Here is a 17,189-nt window from a genome sequence, read left to right on the forward strand (position 1 = left end):
ATCTGAAATCTTAGATAAAAAATGAGCGAAACAATAGCTTTTAAACCGGAAAGTTTAGCACAGGTACATAAAATTATCGCAAGATATCCTGAAGGAAGACAAAAATCTGCTCTTCTTCCTGTACTTCACATAGCACAGAAAGAATTCGGAGGTTGGTTAGATGTTCCTGTGATGGATTATGTTGCCGGACTATTAAGTATCCAGCCAATCGAAGTATATGAAGTGGCTACTTTCTATACGATGTTTAATATGAAGCCGGTGGGTAAATATGTTTTGGAAGTTTGCAGAACAGGACCTTGTATGGTTTGTGGTAGTGAAAAAATTCTGGACCATATCAGAACCAAACTGAATATTAAAGATGGAGAAACTACTGAAGACGGTATGTTCACATTAAAGCCTGCTGAATGTCTTGGAGCATGCGGATATGCGCCAATGCTGCAGCTAGGAAAATTCTTTCATGAAAATTTAACGATAGAAAAGGTAGATGAAATCCTTGATCTTTGCAGACAGGGACAAATTGCTTTAGACTAAAATAATTTTAAATCCCGAATTTCGGATTTAAGCTTAGTTAATTTTTTAAATAATTACAAAAAAGCTAGAAGCCAAAAGCCAATAGCTAAAAGCATAATAAACAATGAGTAAAAAACTTTTACTTAAAGACGCACATATAGAAGGTATTCGCTACTTTGAAACATACCGTAAACAGGGAGGTTACACTGCAGCTGAAAAAGCCTTGAAGATGACTCCTGACGAAATTCTTGAAGAAGTAAAAGCTTCAGGACTAAGAGGTCGTGGTGGAGCTGGATTCCCAACAGGGATGAAATGGAGCTTTTTGGCAAAACCAGAAGGTGTACCAAGACACTTGGTGGTCAATGCAGACGAATCTGAACCGGGAACTTTCAAAGACAGATATTTGATGGAATTTCTTCCTCACTTATTGATTGAAGGAATGCTTATCTCATCTTTTACTTTAGGATCAAATGTTTCTTATATCTATATCCGTGGAGAATATTCATGGATTCCGGATATCTTAGAAGAAGCGATCGAAGAAGCTAAAGCAGCAGGATTTTTAGGTAAAAATATCTTAGGAACAGGTTTCGATCTTGAAATCTATGTTCAGAGAGGTGGTGGAGCATATATCTGTGGTGAAGAAACTGCATTGCTTGAATCCCTTGAAGGAAAAAGAGGAAATCCAAGATTAAAACCGCCATTCCCGGCTGTAAAAGGACTTTGGGAAAGACCAACAGTGGTAAACAACGTTGAGTCTATTGCGGCAATCGTTCCAATCATTGATATTACAGGTGCTGAATATGCAAAAATCGGGGTAGGAAGATCTACAGGTACGAAATTGATTTCTGCTTGTGGAAACATCAACAAACCGGGTGTATATGAAATTGATATGACTATCACTGTAGAAGAATTTATCTACTCTGATGAATATTGTGGTGGTATTAAAGACGGAAAAAAATTAAAGGCTTGTATTCCTGGAGGAAGTTCTGTTCCGATTGTTCCAGCTAATTTATTGTTGAGAACTGTGAACGGAGAGCCGAGATATATGAACTATGAATCATTGGCAGATGGTGGTTTTGCTACCGGAACGATGATGGGTTCAGGAGGTTTCATCGTTTTGGATGAAGATCAGTGTATCGTAGAACACACCATGACATTGGCGAGATTTTATCACCATGAAAGTTGTGGACAGTGTACACCTTGCCGTGAAGGAACGGGATGGATGCACAAGATTTTGAAGAAAATCGAGAAAGGAGAAGGAAAAATGGAAGATATCGATCTACTTTGGGATATCCAGAGAAAAATCGAAGGAAACACCATTTGTCCATTGGGTGATGCAGCGGCCTGGCCAGTTGCAGCAGCAATTCGTCACTTCAGAGATGAATTTGAGTGGCATGTGAAAAACCCAGAGTTGTCTCAGACTCAAAATTATGGATTGGCACATTATGCAGATCCTATCCCAGCTGTTGAAAAAAATGCTTAGTTAAAATGAAGAAGTTATTAGTTGTTGGTTTAATGATGTCGAATTTTGTATTTGCACAAAATAAGAAAACAGATACTGCAAACTATAATAGATCCGTTGAAGAGGATTTATCATATGTAGCGAGTGAGAAACAGCAGATTAAAGCTGAAAAAAAGGAAAAGCCTAATCCATTAAGTAAGAAAGGTCAGGTTTTCGTTTTTTATGGCTGGAACAGAGCTGCTTATAGTAATTCCGACATCCACTTTACTGGAAACGGATACGATTTTCAATTGAATAATGTAACAGCACAAGACAGGCCTACAAAATTCGGAATCGTTTATTTTGATCCAAGTTGGTTTACCGTAACGCAGTATAATTTCAGAATAGGATATTTTATTAAAGATAATTTAGCACTTGTTTTAGGGATTGACCACATGAAATATGTGATGGATCAAAATCAAACCGTTAACTTTAAAGGACATATCTCAGATCCTGAATATGCAGCAATGGTACAAAACGGACAGGTAAACCTGGCAGATGAGAAGTTCCTTACTTTTGAACATACAGACGGATTAAATTATGAAAATTTAGGTCTTGAGAAATACAAAAATCTTATTCATAAGAAAAATATAGATTTAGTATGGTCTTACGGAGCCGGGATCGGGTTCATGTTTCCGAAAAGTAATGTAAAACTTTTTGGAAATGAAAGAAGTGACCGTTTTCATGTTGCAGGGATGGGAACCGATATCAGATCCAGTCTTAACTTAGTTTTCTGGAAAAACTGGATGCTTAGAGTAGAAGGAAAAGCTGGTTATATTAATATGTGGGATATTAAAACTACATTAAATAACAAACCTGATAAAGCCCGCCAGGATTTTGTTTTCGGACAAGTTCTAGCAGGAATTGGATATACATTTAATACTAAGAAATATAAATAACAAAGCCTATTGCTTAGCGCATAAAGCTTAAAGCATACGATATGAGCGAAGAAGTTAAAAAATTCAAAATAACGATAGACGGACAGACTACTGAAGTTTTGCCTGGTACTTCTATTTTGGAAGCTGCAAGACAAATCGGTGGTAAATCTGTACCTCCAGCTATGTGCTACTACAGCAAATTGGAGACCAGTGGAGGAAGATGTAGAACGTGTCTTGTAGAAGTTTCTAAAGGATCTGAAGCTGATCCGCGTCCTATGCCAAAATTAGTTGCCAGCTGCAGAACTAATGTAATGGACGGTATGGAGGTAAAAAACCTTAGTTCTGAGAAAGCTCAGGAAGGAAGAAAAGCCGTTACCGAGTTCTTATTGGTAAATCACCCGCTGGACTGCCCTGTTTGTGATCAGGCTGGAGAATGTCATCTTCAGGATTTAGGTTATGAGCATGGAAACCTTCAGACGAGAACTGAATTTGAAAGAAATACTTACGAAGCTGATGATCTTGGACCGAACATCAAATTGAATATGAACCGTTGTATTCTTTGTGCAAGATGTGTATTGACAGCTAATCAACTTACAGAAACAAGAGAGCACGGTATTCTTTTCAGAGGAGACCACGCGGAAATTTCTACTTATTTAAATAAAGCTTTAGATAATGACTTCATCGGAAACGTTATTGACGTGTGTCCTGTAGGAGCATTAACAGACAGAACAGCACGTTTCACAAGCAGAGTTTGGTTCACAAAACCAATGAATGCTACATGTAAATGTGATAAGTGTTCCGGAAAAGCTGTAGTATGGATGAAAGGAGATGAAGTGGTAAGAGTAACTGCAAGAAAAGACCAGTGGGGTGAAGTAGAAGAATTCATCTGTGATACATGCCGTTTCGAAAGAAAAGAATTATCAAACTGGAATATCGAAGGTCCTAGACATATCGACAGACACTCTGTAATTTCATTGAACCACTATGAAAAGCCTAAAGATGAGCTAAGAGTTTTAGACAATCCGATGGCTAAAGAAATCAGTGAAAAAGACGAACAATAATTAATAAGACATCAGATTTCAGATACCAGACTTCAGACAACAAATTAATCTGACATCTAGCATCTGACATCTTAATATCTAAATAAAAATGGATTTACTTACATTTAAACTTATACTTGTACTAGCACTTTTCCTGCTATCGTTAACGATTGCAGCCTACTCTACCTGGGCAGAAAGAAAAGTTGCCTCTATCATGCAGGATAGAATTGGTCCTAACAGAGCTGGACCTTTCGGATTACTCCAGCCTCTTGCTGATGGTGGAAAGTTTTTCTTTAAAGAAGACTTTACTCCGGCCAATGCAGAAAGATTCCTATTCGTATTAGGACCTGCTTTGGTAATGTTTATTTCATTGATTACAGGAGCTGTTATTCCTTGGGGTAAAAGTTTAAATATCGCAGGTACTTCTTTTGATCTTCAGGTTGCTAACATTGACGTTGGTGTCCTTTTCATCATCGGAATGGCTTCCATCGGGGTTTACGGAATCATGATCGGGGGTTGGGCTTCGAACAACAAATATTCATTATTAGGTGCTATCCGTGCTTCTTCTCAGATGATTTCTTATGAATTGGCAATGGGATTAGCACTTCTTTCTATCATTATGATGACAGGAAGTTTAGATTTAAAAGAAATCACCGAAAGTCAGACTACTGGAAAATTATGGGGAGTAATTCCTTGGGTTTCCGGTATGAACTGGAACATTTTCTACCAGCCGATCGCTTTCCTTGTTTTCTTTGTAGCCGCTTTAGCAGAAACCAACAGACACCCTTTCGATTTACCTGAGTGTGAATCTGAATTGGTAACAGGATACTCTACAGAATACTCTTCCATGAAATTAGGTTTATATATGTTCGGGGAATACGTGAACATGTTTATTTCTAATGCTTTCATGGTCGTTCTTTTCTTTGGAGGGTATAACTATCCTGGTATTGAATGGGTAACTCAGAACTGGGGTGAAAACGCTGCAGGGATCTTGAGTGTTGTAGCATTCTTAACGAAGACTGTAATCGGAATTTTGATCTTCATGTGGATCAGATGGACGCTTCCAAGATTCAGATACGATCAGTTAATGCATTTGGGATGGAAAACATTAATTCCAATGGCATTGGTAAACCTATTAATTACAGGAGCTGTAATTTTAGCATTTGCAAACTAAGAAAATTTGAAAATGAGCTGACTTGAAAATTTGATAATGAAATCAAAATTTTATCTTTAGCCTATCATATTCAATCATCAATATTAAATAATTAAGATAGCAGACAAGATTAGTCTAAAATCTGGTGTCTAACATCTAATATCTATAATTAAATGAAACTTACAAACAGATCAAAAGTTGTTTCCAATAAAGAAATGACCCTTGCTGAAAAAATCTACTTGCCTGCGATCTTTACAGGGATGGGGATTACATTTAAGCATGCTGTAAGAACCGTGATAAAGGGTGCTCCCGCAGTATATTCGTATCCGGAAGTACAGAAGCCGAGAACTACCATCTGGAGAGGCCAGCACGTTCTGAAAAGAGACGAAGAAGGCAGAGAAAGATGTACAGCTTGCGGACTGTGTGCGGTAGCTTGTCCTGCAGAAGCCATTACGATGACTGCTGCTGAAAGAACTAAAGAGGAAAAAGGTCTTTACAGAGAAGAAAAGTACGCTTCAGTATATGAAATCAATATGCTAAGATGTATTTTCTGCGGAATGTGTGAAGAAGCTTGTCCTAAATCTGCGATCTATCTTACCGATAGATTGGTAGATGTAGAAACCAACAGAGGTTCTTTCATTTACGGAAAAGATAAATTAGTTGAAAAAATAAATGAAAGGATTGATATCACGACAAGACAATCCGAGAAACAAAAAAATGCGGTAAAATAATGGATCAGTTTTTATTTTTCTTGGTGGCGTTTTTAGCAGTGGCAAGTGCGGTTTACTTCGTGTTTGCAAGAAATCCTTTATATGCTATTCTGTCATTGATTGTTACGATGTTTTCAATTGCAGGAATGTACATTCTTTTGAATGCTCAGTTCCTGGCAATTATCCAGATTATAGTGTACGCAGGTGCCATCATGGTACTTTTCCTTTACATCTTAATGATGCTTAACCTTAATAAAGGAGACGAAAGTAAGAAGAACAATACTTTAAAATTTGTTGGAGTTTTTACTGCAGGTATTCTTTTAGTAGGAGTATTAGGCGTTTTCAGAGGAGTAAAAGACAACCATATTGTGGTTGAAAATGTAGACAGAGGTGTTGGTCTTACGAAAAATCTGGGTAGACTTTTGTTTAATGAATATGTTTTACCGTTTGAGCTTGCTTCCATCCTAATTCTGGCAGGTATTGTAGGCGCGGTATTAATCGGTAAAAAAGATTTATAAAATTATGGGAGAAGTAAATACTTTTATACAAAGCGTCCCTTTGGAATACTTCATCATTCTTTCATCAGTATTGTTCTGTCTGGGAGTAATGGGAGTATTGCTTAGAAAAAATGCTATTGTGATTCTGGGCTGTGTAGAGCTTATGCTGAATTCTGTAAACCTTTTATTGGCAGCTTTCTCAGCGTACAAAGGCAACGGCGACGGACAACTTTTAGTTTTCTTCATTATGGTGGTAGCAGCTGCTGAAGTAGCGGTAGGTTTGGCAATTATTGCGATGCTATATAGAAACACCCGTTCTGTAGATGTGAGTATATTTAATAAATTAAGAGGATAGGAATGGAGAATCTAGTATATGCAATAGTACTCTTACCACTTTTAGGGTTTCTTATTAACGGTTTATTCGGGAAAAATCTTCCAAAAATATTGGTGGGATCTTTGGCTACAGCAATGGTTTTCGGATCTTTCTGTATCGCTGTAAGTCTTTTTATGAATTTCAATTCTGAAAGCCAGCCTGTAATCGTAAAAGCTTTTGAATGGTTTAGAGTAAATGGTATTCAAATCAATTTTGGATTCCAGATTGATCAGCTTTCTTTAATGATGGTGATGATCATTACAGGTATCGGTTCACTGATCCACTTATACTCTATCGGATATATGAGTCATGATAAAGGGTTCTACAAGTTCTTTACTTATCTGAATCTTTTCATCTTCTCTATGTTACTTTTAGTGATGGGAAGCAACTACCTTATCTTATTCATCGGATGGGAAGGGGTAGGTCTTTGTTCTTACCTGTTGATCGGATTCTGGTACACCAACGAAGAATACGGTAAAGCAGCAAGAAAAGCTTTCATCATGAACAGAATTGGTGACCTTGCTTTGTTGATCGGTATCTTTATGATTGCCTCTCAGACAAATGCTGTAGATTATCTTTCTGTAGCAGAAAATGCTTCAAAATTTGAATTAGACGGAACAGTGATCATCTTTATCACAGCGAGTTTATTCATCGGTGCTACCGGTAAATCGGCTCAGGTTCCTTTATATACATGGTTACCGGATGCGATGGCCGGGCCTACTCCTGTATCAGCGTTGATCCACGCGGCAACGATGGTGACTGCAGGGATTTATTTGGTAGTAAGATCAAACTTCTTATTTACTTTAGCACCTACAGTACAGGGAGGAATTTTACTGATCGGGTTCTTGACTGCTGCTTTAGCAGGATTCTATGCACTTCGTCAGAACGACATCAAAAAAGTATTGGCATACTCTACCGTTTCACAACTTGGATTTATGTTCATTGCCTTAGGTCTTGGAGCATATACAACAGCAATGTTCCACGTAATGACACATGCATTCTTTAAGGCTTTATTATTCTTGGGTGCAGGTTCAGTAATCCACGCAATGAGCAACGAGCAGGATATGCGTTTCATGGGAGGTCTTAAGAAATATATTCCTCTTACACACGCTACATTCCTGATCGGAACATTAGCCATCTCAGGTTTCCCTTTATTATCAGGGATGATCTCTAAAGACGAAATTTTAGTAGCGGCTTTCGCAAAAAATCCAATCTATTGGGTAATCTTGTTTGTTTTAGCGGCAATGACTGCAACCTATATGTTCAGACTATACTACCTTACATTCCATGGAGAATTCAGAGGTACTGAAGAACAAAAACACCACTTACACGAAAGCCCGTCAAATATGACATTACCATTGATCGTATTGGCTATTCTTTCTGTAATCGGAGGTTTTATCAACCTGCCACACTTCATCGGGCACGGGCACTATGCCAAACTGATGGAATGGTTAAAGCCTGTTCTTACGGAACAAAGCTACAGCCAGATGGAAGCTACTCTTTCCGGAGTACCTTTCAATACTGAAATGATCTTATTAGCAGCTACAGTGCTTATGTTCTTTACAGTATGGTTCATCGTTAGAAATACTTATGTAAGTAAGAAAAAGATGGCTATTGCAGAAGAGAACTACACCGGATGGGAAAAGCTTTCTGCTAAGAAATTATATATTGACGAACTTTACAACGCATTGATTGTAAAAACTGTTGAAGGATTAGGACGCGGAGGAAAAATGTTTGATAAGGGTATCTTAGACCGTTTTGTAAACTTTGTAGGTGATGGTGCTGAAGACAGCGGTAAAGCTATGAAGCGTGTACAGAACGGAAATGTAGAGACATATATCCTTATCATGTCTTTAGCGGTGGGAATTATATTAATTGTTAACTTTTTATTACAATAATAATGTCTTGTTTATTATTAACATTATTACTATTACCCCTAGTAGGTTCGGGATTAGTTTTTGCATGGAAGAGTAATTCCAGCAAATATTTGGCGCTTGGAATTGCATTGATACAAATGCTTGTAACATTCTATATACTTTCGGATTTCGATTTTACTCCGACAGTAGACAGTGTATTGCAGCATGAGATCAATTATCCATGGTCACAATTTATGAAGAGCTCTCTTCACTTCGGTATCGATGGAATGAGCATGCTTCTTTTATTATTGACCAATATTCTGGCTCCAATTATTATTTTATCTTCTTTCAATGAAAATGTAAACTACAGAAATACATTCTACGGATTGATTCTGTTGATGCAGTTCGGTCTTATAGGAGTATTTACTTCTCTAGACGGATTGTTGTTCTACATTTTCTGGGAAGTAACATTGATTCCAATTTGGTTTATCGCCGGACTTTGGGGACAAGAAAATAAAAGGTTTGAATTCACTACGAAATTCTTCGTATATACATTCGTTGGATCTTTATTTATGTTAATCGGATTGATCTATGTGTACAACCACTCTGCATCATTCGCTTTAACGGATCTATACAATGCACAACTGAACGAAACACAACAGACTGTGGTATTCTGGTTTATCTTCTTTGCATTTGCAGTGAAATTACCGGTATTCCCTTTCCATACCTGGCAGCCTGATACCTATACCTACTCTCCTACTCAAGGATCGATGTTGTTATCCGGGATCATGCTTAAGATGGCAATCTATGGTGTAATGCGTTATTTACTACCCATCACTCCTCTTCCGATTGCGGGAATTTCAGGGCAGATCGTGATCATCCTTGCTATCGTAGGAATTGTTCACGGAGCTTTGATTGCTATTATCCAGACGGATATGAAGAGAATCATTGCCTATTCATCTTTCTCTCACGTAGGACTGATGGTAGCCGGGATCTTTGCTTCAGCAGTAGTTACTCTTAGAGGAACTTTCAATGTAGAAGGAGCAGAAGGAGCTTTGGTACAGACTTTCGCTCACGGGATCAACGTCGTAGGATTATTCTACTGTTGTGATATTTTATACAAGAGATTTAAATCAAGAGACATCAGACAAATGGGTGGTTTAGCTAAAGTAGCTCCTAAATTTGCAGTATTGTTCTTGATCATTATATTAGGCTCAATGGGAGTTCCATTAACTAATGGATTCATTGGGGAATTTATTCTATTAAAGTCTGTATATGATTTTAACGGAACAGCAGCAGTAATTGCTGGTCTTACGGTAATTCTTTGTGCGGTGTATTTATTGAGATTCTACGGAAAAGCAATGTTCGGAGAAGGAGATGCAGCAGTTTTAAGCACAGCAAAAGATTTATCCGGCGTAGAATTTTCTGTATTGGCAAGTTTAGCGGTTTTTGTGATTTTACTTGGTATTTTCCCACAACCGGTAATCGACATGGTGGGTAGTTCGGTGAAGTTTATCTACACAGCAATGGCTAATTAAGAATTTAAAGATTTAAAAATTAAAAAATTAAGAGATTAAGAAGCATAAAAGAGGAAAGACAGGAGCCTATTGAACCTGAAACTTGAAACCTTAAACTTCTGATCTCACATCTCAAATCTATATTATGAGTGTTTTAATTATTGTTTTCCTAACGGCAGTTATTGCGTTATTTTCAGGAGTTTTCGAACAAGGAAAATTCGCAAGATACATTGGGATTTTAGGATTAATCATCGCATTGTACGTAAGTTTTATGCCTGAATGTGCGTTCTTCGACCATTACAAGCATATGTATGAGTACAGTGACAATACGGCGTTATTTACTAAAATTTCAATCGTAACAACTTTATTATTATTCTTCCTGGGAGGTTTTGCATTCAGCAATCACAGAAGCCACCAGTCAGAATTATATGCATTGATGCTATTTGCATTATGTGGAGGGATTATCCTTTTCGGATATCAGAATCTGGTAACGATGTTCCTGGGTATTGAAATCCTTTCTATTCCATTATATGTAATGGCTGGAGCTAACAAAACTGATCTGAGATCAAACGAAGCTTCTATCAAATATTTCCTAATGGGTGCATTTGCAACAGGTTTCTTACTGTTCGGTATTGCGTTCATCTACGGAAGTGCTGGAAGTTTTGATCTGTATAAGATCCATGATTTCGGAGTAGCCAACTCAGGGAATGTAATGTTCATCTTAGGAGTATTACTGATTCTTTGTGCATTGGCATTCAAAGTAGCTTTAGCCCCTTTCCACATGTGGAGCCCTGATGTATATGCAGGTTCTCCATCATTGATCACCGCTTTCATGGCAAGTGTGGTAAAGATCTCTGGATTCTTTGCGCTCTTCAGATTGATGACTCTTGGTTTCGCCGGAGTTACCCATGAATGGATCAACGTTTTAGGCGTATTCTTAATCATTACTTTATTATTGGCAAACGTTATGGGTCTTGCTCAGACGAATGCAAAAAGAATGCTGGCTTACTCTTCAGTTTCTCACGCAGGATATATTGGATTGGTATTCTTCGGAATGACAAGCCTTTCTACATATAACCTTGCCTTTTACCTATTTGCATATTCTTTATCTACAGTAGGAGTTTTCATGTGTCTGATCTGGGTAGAGAAATTAAAAAGAGAAACATCTTTTGGAGCCTTCAAAGGATTGGCAAAAACTGAACCTTTATTAGCAACAGCATCATCGATCTCTATGCTTTCAATGGCGGGAGTTCCGTTAACAGCTGGGTTTATGGGGAAATTTGCTTTATTCTCCCAAGCGATGAACGGTGCTGCTTTCTTAGTATTGGTAGCCGTATTAGGTTCTGCCCTATCTATCGCTTACTATTTAAGACTGATCATTTCAATGTTCTTCTTTAAAGAGTCTACATTCAAGTCATCAGAAAAAGTAACACTTACTTACAACATTGTTGCGGTAGTTATCATTGCAGCGATTATCATTCTGGGAATTTTCCCTGACCTTTTTGCAAGAATGTTCGGATTGTAAAATCTGAATTTTAAGATAATAAAAAGCACAACTTTTCAGTTGTGCTTTTTTATTGTAAGCAGGGTGCATATATGGATAAAAACAAAAGCTTATATTTGAAAAAACAAAACCAGGAAACTCCGCATACACTTAACTTTTGTATCTGTTAATTTATACACCACGCTCTTTTAATTGAATATGAAAAACATTTTTTACCTCATATTTTTCACGCTGCTATCCATCTCTTGTCACTCTCAGAATACTAAAGATTATAATTTCGGGTTTGAATCAAAAACAGGAAATAATCTCTTATCTGACGGCTGGTTCAGCTGGGGAAACAATAAGGTAAAAATAGAGTCAACCCAACCTCATTCAGGGAAAAAATCGGTAAGTCTTCAATCTGATACGACAGACCGTACTGGAGGAATGGCGTATATTCTTATGAACAGCTACCGGGGAAAAGAAGTAACACTGGAAGGTTATATCAAAACAGAAAATGTGGAAAACTCCGCAGGCTTGTTTATAACTTTTGAAGATCAACAGGAAATTAACATTGAATCAAAAGACATCCAAACCGAAAACCTCAACGGAACTACAGATTGGAAAAAATACACGGTAACCGCTATTATACCTGAAGCCTCCAATACCATTATGATTGGTGGATTTCTTAAAGGAAAAGGCAAAGCCTTGTTTGATCAATTTAAACTTTATATAGACGGAAAAAATATTGAAGAACTTTCACCTCAAGACTTATCCCAATCTCCCGATGAATTCTTTCTCGATTCTCAATTCAGGATTAACGGGCTCCATAAACAACAAATCAATAACCTATATCAATTGGGGAAAACGTGGGGATATTTGAAGTATCACAGCCCGGAAAATTCAAAAGGAAATCTCAATTGGGATTATGAGCTATTTCGTTTTCTACCCTATATAAATTCTAAAAACTTTGACGCCTTATTATACAGCTGGAGCAGATCTTTCAGTACCGGTATAAAAACAGACATCAAAGAAAATTATTATATTGATTGGGTTCCGAATGAAGGAAATCCAATATTTAAAAATGAAGAGTCCTATCCACGGATGAAGTGGAATGATGACGGAATGAAACTTCTTGCATTATTCCGTTACTGGAATAGCATCAATTATTTTTTCCCTTATAAAGACGTCATAGGAAAGAACTGGGATCTTGTTTTGAAAGATTACATTCCAAAAATAGTTCATACCGATGATGAACTCAGTTACAAACTGGCATTGCTGGAACTTACTAAAGAGATCAATGATACCCATGCCTGCATTTACGATTTCGGAAGTGTTATTGATGAATTTTACGGCATCAATGAAGCCCCTTTGAAAACCCGATTTATCGGTGATCAACTGGTCATCACAGACATCTGGAAACAAAATACAGCATCGGGATTTGCCGTGGGAGATATTATCACAGAGATCAACCACAAAAAAGTAAATGATATTCTGGCCGAAAAAGTAAAATATATCCCTGCTTCCAACAAAGCTGCTCTTCTCAGAGATATCAGCAGTATCATTCTCAAAACAAATGAAAATGATATCGCCATAACCATACAACACCATAATGGAACACTTTCGGATATCAGTTTAAAAACAATACCCGGCCAGGATGAAATTGTGGAAAAAAGTATTCCGACACATAAAGAATTGGATCATAATATTGGGTACATCTACCCTGCTGTCATCACAAAAGAGGAAATTCATACGGTGATGAAAAAATTTATGAATAAAAAAGGAATGATCATTGATCTCCGATGTTATCCTAGAGAGTTTTCAACCTCCATCCTTTCCGATTATTTTTTTCCCACTTCCCAAGAATTTGCTCAATTTAAAGCAACATCATTACACCATCCCGGAAAATTTGAGGTGAATGGAAATGCAAAAATTGGGAAAACAAACCGTAATTATTACAAAGGTAAAGTAGCTATTTTAGTGGATGAAACAACGCAAAGCGCGTCAGAATTCCTTGCAATGGCCTTACGCACAGCTCCCAAGTCTGCTGTGATTGGTTCTCAAACAGCAGGTGCAGACGGAGATGTTTCCAAAATACTTCTTCCTGGTGGAGTAAGCACTTCAATAAGTGGACTGGGAATATATTACCCTAATGGAAAAGGAACCCAAAGAACAGGCGTTTCTATTGATATTCAGGTCAAGCAGACCTTACAATCCATACGAAGCGGAAAGGATCCTCTGATCGAAAAAGCAATAGAATTTATTAATCAATAACCTAGTAATCTGTCTTTCCAAAAAACAGCAAAGAATTACAAAATACATTGCAATATTTCCCAAAGTATCTGTAAATTATGTACAATAAAATAAAATTTCCACTCTACCCATATTCCGCTTTTTTCATAACTTTACTCTAAATTTCAGCTCTTGGCTAATCTCTACAAAAAAGACTCTCCTTTTCAGGTTTATATATCATTCAAAAAATATTTGGATGTTCTGGAGCATATCCGATATAACGATAGATTGGAATATAGAGTCAATTATGCAGAATCCCTGATCGAGAGTACCAAAAATTTTAAAGAACTTCGGGAAGGATTTGAGGATACGGCTCTTCTCGAAAAACATGAAGACCTCATCAGATTGCTGCTTGCCGATCTTTTCCCAACCGGTCTTACCAAAAATGAGATCAAAGCGGCAAGTATTCCTCTTTCTAACATCACATTCAATTATACAGAAAGGTTTAAAGATATTCTTAAAGATGCAGGAAAAGACTTCGAAATAGAACTCAGAAATATTTCAGATAATGAATTTTATGTGTTCTGCTGTTGTCTGATTCTTCAGAGCTACTTTAAAAAAGATATTAAAAGCACGATTCCGTTGTATTATGATATTCCCAACAAACAGGGAATCATGAAACATTATAAGATTACTGTCAACTCAGACTTTACGGAAATCAGCCCCACAGAAGATGCCAGGATCCCATCTGATGATATTTTGGAAATGCTTCTGGAAAACCTGGATGATTTTAAATTGTGGAAAAAATATTTCCCTTCCCAATCATGGATATTAAAAGGATTCACCATCATTTCACTGGTAGACTGTACCTCTGAAGTTGCACTTTCTGACCTGAAATCAAGCATGATCGAGATTGATCCTGAAAATTTGAATCCTAACGAAAACCTGACTGAAATTTTCAAATCCTATTTTGATGTCCCTGAACTTAGCTTTGGGCTGATGACTTTCAACAAAAAAGAACAGAAACTTGATAAACTTCCTATTTACGAAAGTCTTCTTACCAATCATATTCTTGATTTCTGGATCAACACTTTTGATGAAGAGACCCGTAAGAGTACATTTAATAATTTAAATCATAATTCAAAACCAGTAGTTGTTTCCAATGTAAACAAACTCGATGAAAATGTAAAACAGCTTCCTTCCTTTAGTATTTTAAAGGATAATAACGTCAACAGCTTTATGGTAATTCCGATCATGAAAGATGGAGAGCTCCTTGCTATCATGGAGTTTACCTCTCCTATTGCCGGAAGTTTCAATGGGTTGAAACTTAAAAAACTGGAATTTTTCACGGATATGGTTCTTTTCTCTCTGAACAGATTCTACTTTGAGAAAAACTATCAGATAGAAGCCATTATCCAACGTGAATATACGACGATCCACGACAGTGTAGTCTGGAAGTTCAGAAATGAAGCTGAAAAATACTTCACGGCATCACTGGGAAAAAAAATATATACCTTAAAGCAGATCTCATTTAAAACCCTTACTCCGCTATTTGGTGTTTCAGATATTCGTTCTTCTTCGGAAAAACGCTATAACCTGATGCTGCAGGATCTCAATCAGCAGATTGAATGGCTTAACGAGATTTTTCTACTCACCAATTCCGATTCTGAAAAATTTCTGCTGGCACTGGATATTTTTGAAAATGAACTGAATAATGAGATCAAAGCTGATACGGAACAGCGCTTCCAGAGATTACTAAGGGAAGAGATCCATCCTTTTCTACAGGGAAAACTTGAAGTAAGGACTTCCAGAGAAATAAAGGCAAAGATCAAAGACTATTTTTCACATATCTTTGCCCCAACAGACCTGTTTTACAACCATCGAAAAAAACTGGATGACTCTATCACTCTGGTTAATAGAAAGCTTGCTGATATGCTTGACGAAAGCCAGGTAAAAGCGCAGGAAATTTTCCCCCATTACTATGAAAGGTTTAAATCCGATGGTGTGGAACATAACCTGTACATTGGTCCTACGATTGCTCCCGAGCTTCACTATAACTCAAAAGTTGTTCACAAACTAAGATATTGGCAGCTGAAAACCATCTGTAAAATGGAGCTTGATTTCCAGTCTTTCAAAAAAGATCTTCCTATACAGCTGGATATTGCCTCGCTGATCTTTGTGTATAATGAAAAAATAGACATCCGTTTCAGAATGGATGAAAAACGCTTCGATGTAGACGGAGCCTACAATTCTTATTACGAGATCATTAAAAAGCGTCTGGATAAAGCTCATGTCAAAGATTCTTCGGAACGTATCACCGCTCCCGGAAAAATCACCATCGTCTATTTCGGAATGGAAAACCAGAAGGAATACCTGGACTACATCTCAAAACTTCAGAAAAAAGGAGTTCTACAAAGTGATATAGAATTCTTAAAGGTAGAAGATCTTCAGGGAATTACGGGATTGCTGGCGCTGAGAGTGTCTTTTACACTTCCGCAGGAATAAATATTATTTTAATCTATAAAATAAGTATCCGGTTTCTTCAATTCTCCCTGAGGAATTGCTGCCTGTTCAAAAATAGAAAACTCTATGGTACGGCAAATACTGTTCAGGGCAAGGTCATTTTCTTCCTCACCAAAAGGTTCGCCAATCTCCTGGATAATGGCATCGAGAGCAATAAAGGTATAGCTGATCAACAGAACGATCAGAGGCATCATCCATCCTAAAGAATCTACCAATCCAAAAGGAAGCCAGAAACAATACAGATATACAGTGCGGTGCAGCAAAACACTGTAAGCAAACGGTAACGGAGTATTGTAAATTCTCTCACATCCTCCGGAAATATTAGAAAACTGATTCAACTGATGATCCATAGAAGTCATCACGATGGTATCTATATTTCCTTTTTTATTTTGCTCGTTGAGCCAGTCGGCAATAAATCCCAGAATAATACTTGGAATAAACTTTTTATCCTTTACCTGCGCCAGTTGTTCCGGAGAAAGTAATCTCTCAAGATGCTCTGTACCGGTTTTATCTCTCAATTGAAAGTTCAGCGACCAGGAAAATGCGGAGATCAGCTTAATGATTTTCTGTTTTTCTTCTTTGGCTTCGGGGGAAGAGTCGTTTACTAATGATAAAATCTGCCTGGTCAAAGACCTGGTTTCAATCACAAGTGACCCCCAAAGTTTTCTTCCTTCCCAGAAACGGTCATAGCTCGCAGAATTACAGAACCCCATAAAAATGGCAAGAGCCAATCCTATCAGCGTAAAAATGGTAGGATTAAGATGTACTTTATAATCAAAGATTCTCCCTTTAAAAAAATAGATAGCCAAAGAAAACAGCGTGATCATAGTGAGCTGAACTACAATTTTCTTCAGCACAGATCCTTTCCATATAAATAGCATTTTCAGCCAATTCGTTCGCTGTCTGACTATCATTT

Annotated in this window: 14 protein-coding genes; 13 read left to right on the forward strand and 1 reads right to left on the reverse strand. The window is 37.3% G+C overall.

The features are described 5' to 3' along the window. Positions 1-21: 21 nt before the first annotated feature. The 13 genes from AC07UM_RS21275 to AC07UM_RS21335 all read left to right on the forward strand — a co-directional run bounded on the left by AC07UM_RS21275 (position 22) and on the right by AC07UM_RS21335 (position 16,255). Positions 22-531: an NADH-quinone oxidoreductase subunit NuoE family protein gene (locus AC07UM_RS21275; RefSeq protein ID WP_494684533.1), complete on the forward strand. Its 510-nt coding sequence runs from the start codon at positions 22-24 to the stop codon at positions 529-531. Between the two features lie 103 nt (positions 532-634). Beyond that, the gene (nuoF, locus tag AC07UM_RS21280) at positions 635-1,993 is read left to right on the forward strand and encodes an NADH-quinone oxidoreductase subunit NuoF (protein WP_494684534.1); all 1,359 of its coding nucleotides are present in this window, start codon (positions 635-637) and stop codon (positions 1,991-1,993) included. A 5-nt stretch (positions 1,994-1,998) separates the two neighbouring features. Further along, a complete protein-coding gene (locus AC07UM_RS21285) occupies positions 1,999-2,910 on the forward strand; it encodes a hypothetical protein (RefSeq protein ID WP_428145738.1) in 912 nt (303 codons plus the stop codon). Positions 2,911-2,951: 41 nt separating this feature from the next. After that, the gene (locus AC07UM_RS21290) at positions 2,952-3,950 is read left to right on the forward strand and encodes an NADH-quinone oxidoreductase subunit G (RefSeq protein WP_494684535.1); all 999 of its coding nucleotides are present in this window, start codon (positions 2,952-2,954) and stop codon (positions 3,948-3,950) included. An 88-nt stretch (positions 3,951-4,038) separates the two neighbouring features. Beyond that, complete coding sequence (nuoH, locus tag AC07UM_RS21295; protein ID WP_124530867.1) at positions 4,039-5,103, forward strand: NADH-quinone oxidoreductase subunit NuoH; 1,065 nt, start codon at positions 4,039-4,041, stop codon at positions 5,101-5,103. A 152-nt stretch (positions 5,104-5,255) separates the two neighbouring features. Further along, on the forward strand, positions 5,256-5,813 hold the full coding sequence (locus tag AC07UM_RS21300) for a NuoI/complex I 23 kDa subunit family protein (RefSeq protein WP_040996950.1): 558 nt from the start codon (positions 5,256-5,258) through the stop codon (positions 5,811-5,813). Next, positions 5,813-6,310: an NADH-quinone oxidoreductase subunit J family protein gene (locus AC07UM_RS21305; protein ID WP_494684536.1), complete on the forward strand. Its 498-nt coding sequence runs from the start codon at positions 5,813-5,815 to the stop codon at positions 6,308-6,310. The genes AC07UM_RS21300 and AC07UM_RS21305 overlap by 1 nt, the downstream gene beginning before the upstream one ends. A 4-nt stretch (positions 6,311-6,314) precedes the next feature. Continuing rightward, positions 6,315-6,644, forward strand: a complete 330-nt coding sequence (gene nuoK, locus AC07UM_RS21310) for an NADH-quinone oxidoreductase subunit NuoK (protein WP_089696983.1) — start codon at positions 6,315-6,317, stop codon at positions 6,642-6,644. Between the two features lie 2 nt (positions 6,645-6,646). Continuing rightward, the gene (gene nuoL, locus AC07UM_RS21315; RefSeq protein ID WP_103232052.1) at positions 6,647-8,560 is read left to right on the forward strand and encodes an NADH-quinone oxidoreductase subunit L; all 1,914 of its coding nucleotides are present in this window, start codon (positions 6,647-6,649) and stop codon (positions 8,558-8,560) included. A gap of 2 nt (positions 8,561-8,562) precedes the next feature. Continuing rightward, the gene (locus AC07UM_RS21320) at positions 8,563-10,056 is read left to right on the forward strand and encodes a complex I subunit 4 family protein (protein ID WP_124530870.1); all 1,494 of its coding nucleotides are present in this window, start codon (positions 8,563-8,565) and stop codon (positions 10,054-10,056) included. A 124-nt stretch (positions 10,057-10,180) separates the two neighbouring features. Beyond that, positions 10,181-11,560: an NADH-quinone oxidoreductase subunit N gene (locus AC07UM_RS21325; RefSeq protein ID WP_494684537.1), complete on the forward strand. Its 1,380-nt coding sequence runs from the start codon at positions 10,181-10,183 to the stop codon at positions 11,558-11,560. Between the two features lie 177 nt (positions 11,561-11,737). Next, on the forward strand, positions 11,738-13,792 hold the full coding sequence (locus tag AC07UM_RS21330; protein ID WP_494684538.1) for a S41 family peptidase: 2,055 nt from the start codon (positions 11,738-11,740) through the stop codon (positions 13,790-13,792). 150 nt (positions 13,793-13,942) lie between these two features. Then, the gene (locus tag AC07UM_RS21335; RefSeq protein WP_494684539.1) at positions 13,943-16,255 is read left to right on the forward strand and encodes a GAF domain-containing protein; all 2,313 of its coding nucleotides are present in this window, start codon (positions 13,943-13,945) and stop codon (positions 16,253-16,255) included. A gap of 8 nt (positions 16,256-16,263) precedes the next feature. Here the strand turns inward: AC07UM_RS21335 and AC07UM_RS21340 are convergent, their stop codons facing one another. Then, positions 16,264-17,187: a bestrophin family protein gene (locus AC07UM_RS21340; protein WP_494684540.1), complete on the reverse strand. Its 924-nt coding sequence runs from the start codon at positions 17,185-17,187 to the stop codon at positions 16,264-16,266. Between the last annotated feature and the right edge of the window lie 2 nt (positions 17,188-17,189).

This window comes from Chryseobacterium sp. GW821-FHT04C04 (assembly GCF_059420365.1).

What these genes read in the sequence shown, in the direction of transcription:
- AC07UM_RS21275 (WP_494684533.1), top strand. Translation starts at nt 22, where the DNA reads ATGAGCGAAACAATAGCTTTTAAACCGGAAAGTTTAGCACAGGTACAT.
- nuoF (WP_494684534.1), top strand. Translation starts at nt 635, where the DNA reads ATGAGTAAAAAACTTTTACTTAAAGACGCACATATAGAAGGTATTCGC.
- AC07UM_RS21285 (WP_428145738.1), top strand. Translation starts at nt 1,999, where the DNA reads ATGAAGAAGTTATTAGTTGTTGGTTTAATGATGTCGAATTTTGTATTT.
- AC07UM_RS21290 (WP_494684535.1), top strand. Translation starts at nt 2,952, where the DNA reads ATGAGCGAAGAAGTTAAAAAATTCAAAATAACGATAGACGGACAGACT.
- nuoH (WP_124530867.1), top strand. Translation starts at nt 4,039, where the DNA reads ATGGATTTACTTACATTTAAACTTATACTTGTACTAGCACTTTTCCTG.
- AC07UM_RS21300 (WP_040996950.1), top strand. Translation starts at nt 5,256, where the DNA reads ATGAAACTTACAAACAGATCAAAAGTTGTTTCCAATAAAGAAATGACC.
- AC07UM_RS21305 (WP_494684536.1), top strand. Translation starts at nt 5,813, where the DNA reads ATGGATCAGTTTTTATTTTTCTTGGTGGCGTTTTTAGCAGTGGCAAGT.
- nuoK (WP_089696983.1), top strand. Translation starts at nt 6,315, where the DNA reads ATGGGAGAAGTAAATACTTTTATACAAAGCGTCCCTTTGGAATACTTC.
- nuoL (WP_103232052.1), top strand. Translation starts at nt 6,647, where the DNA reads ATGGAGAATCTAGTATATGCAATAGTACTCTTACCACTTTTAGGGTTT.
- AC07UM_RS21320 (WP_124530870.1), top strand. Translation starts at nt 8,563, where the DNA reads ATGTCTTGTTTATTATTAACATTATTACTATTACCCCTAGTAGGTTCG.
- AC07UM_RS21325 (WP_494684537.1), top strand. Translation starts at nt 10,181, where the DNA reads ATGAGTGTTTTAATTATTGTTTTCCTAACGGCAGTTATTGCGTTATTT.
- AC07UM_RS21330 (WP_494684538.1), top strand. Translation starts at nt 11,738, where the DNA reads ATGAAAAACATTTTTTACCTCATATTTTTCACGCTGCTATCCATCTCT.
- AC07UM_RS21340 (WP_494684540.1), bottom strand. Translation starts at nt 17,187, where the DNA reads ATGATAGTCAGACAGCGAACGAATTGGCTGAAAATGCTATTTATATGG.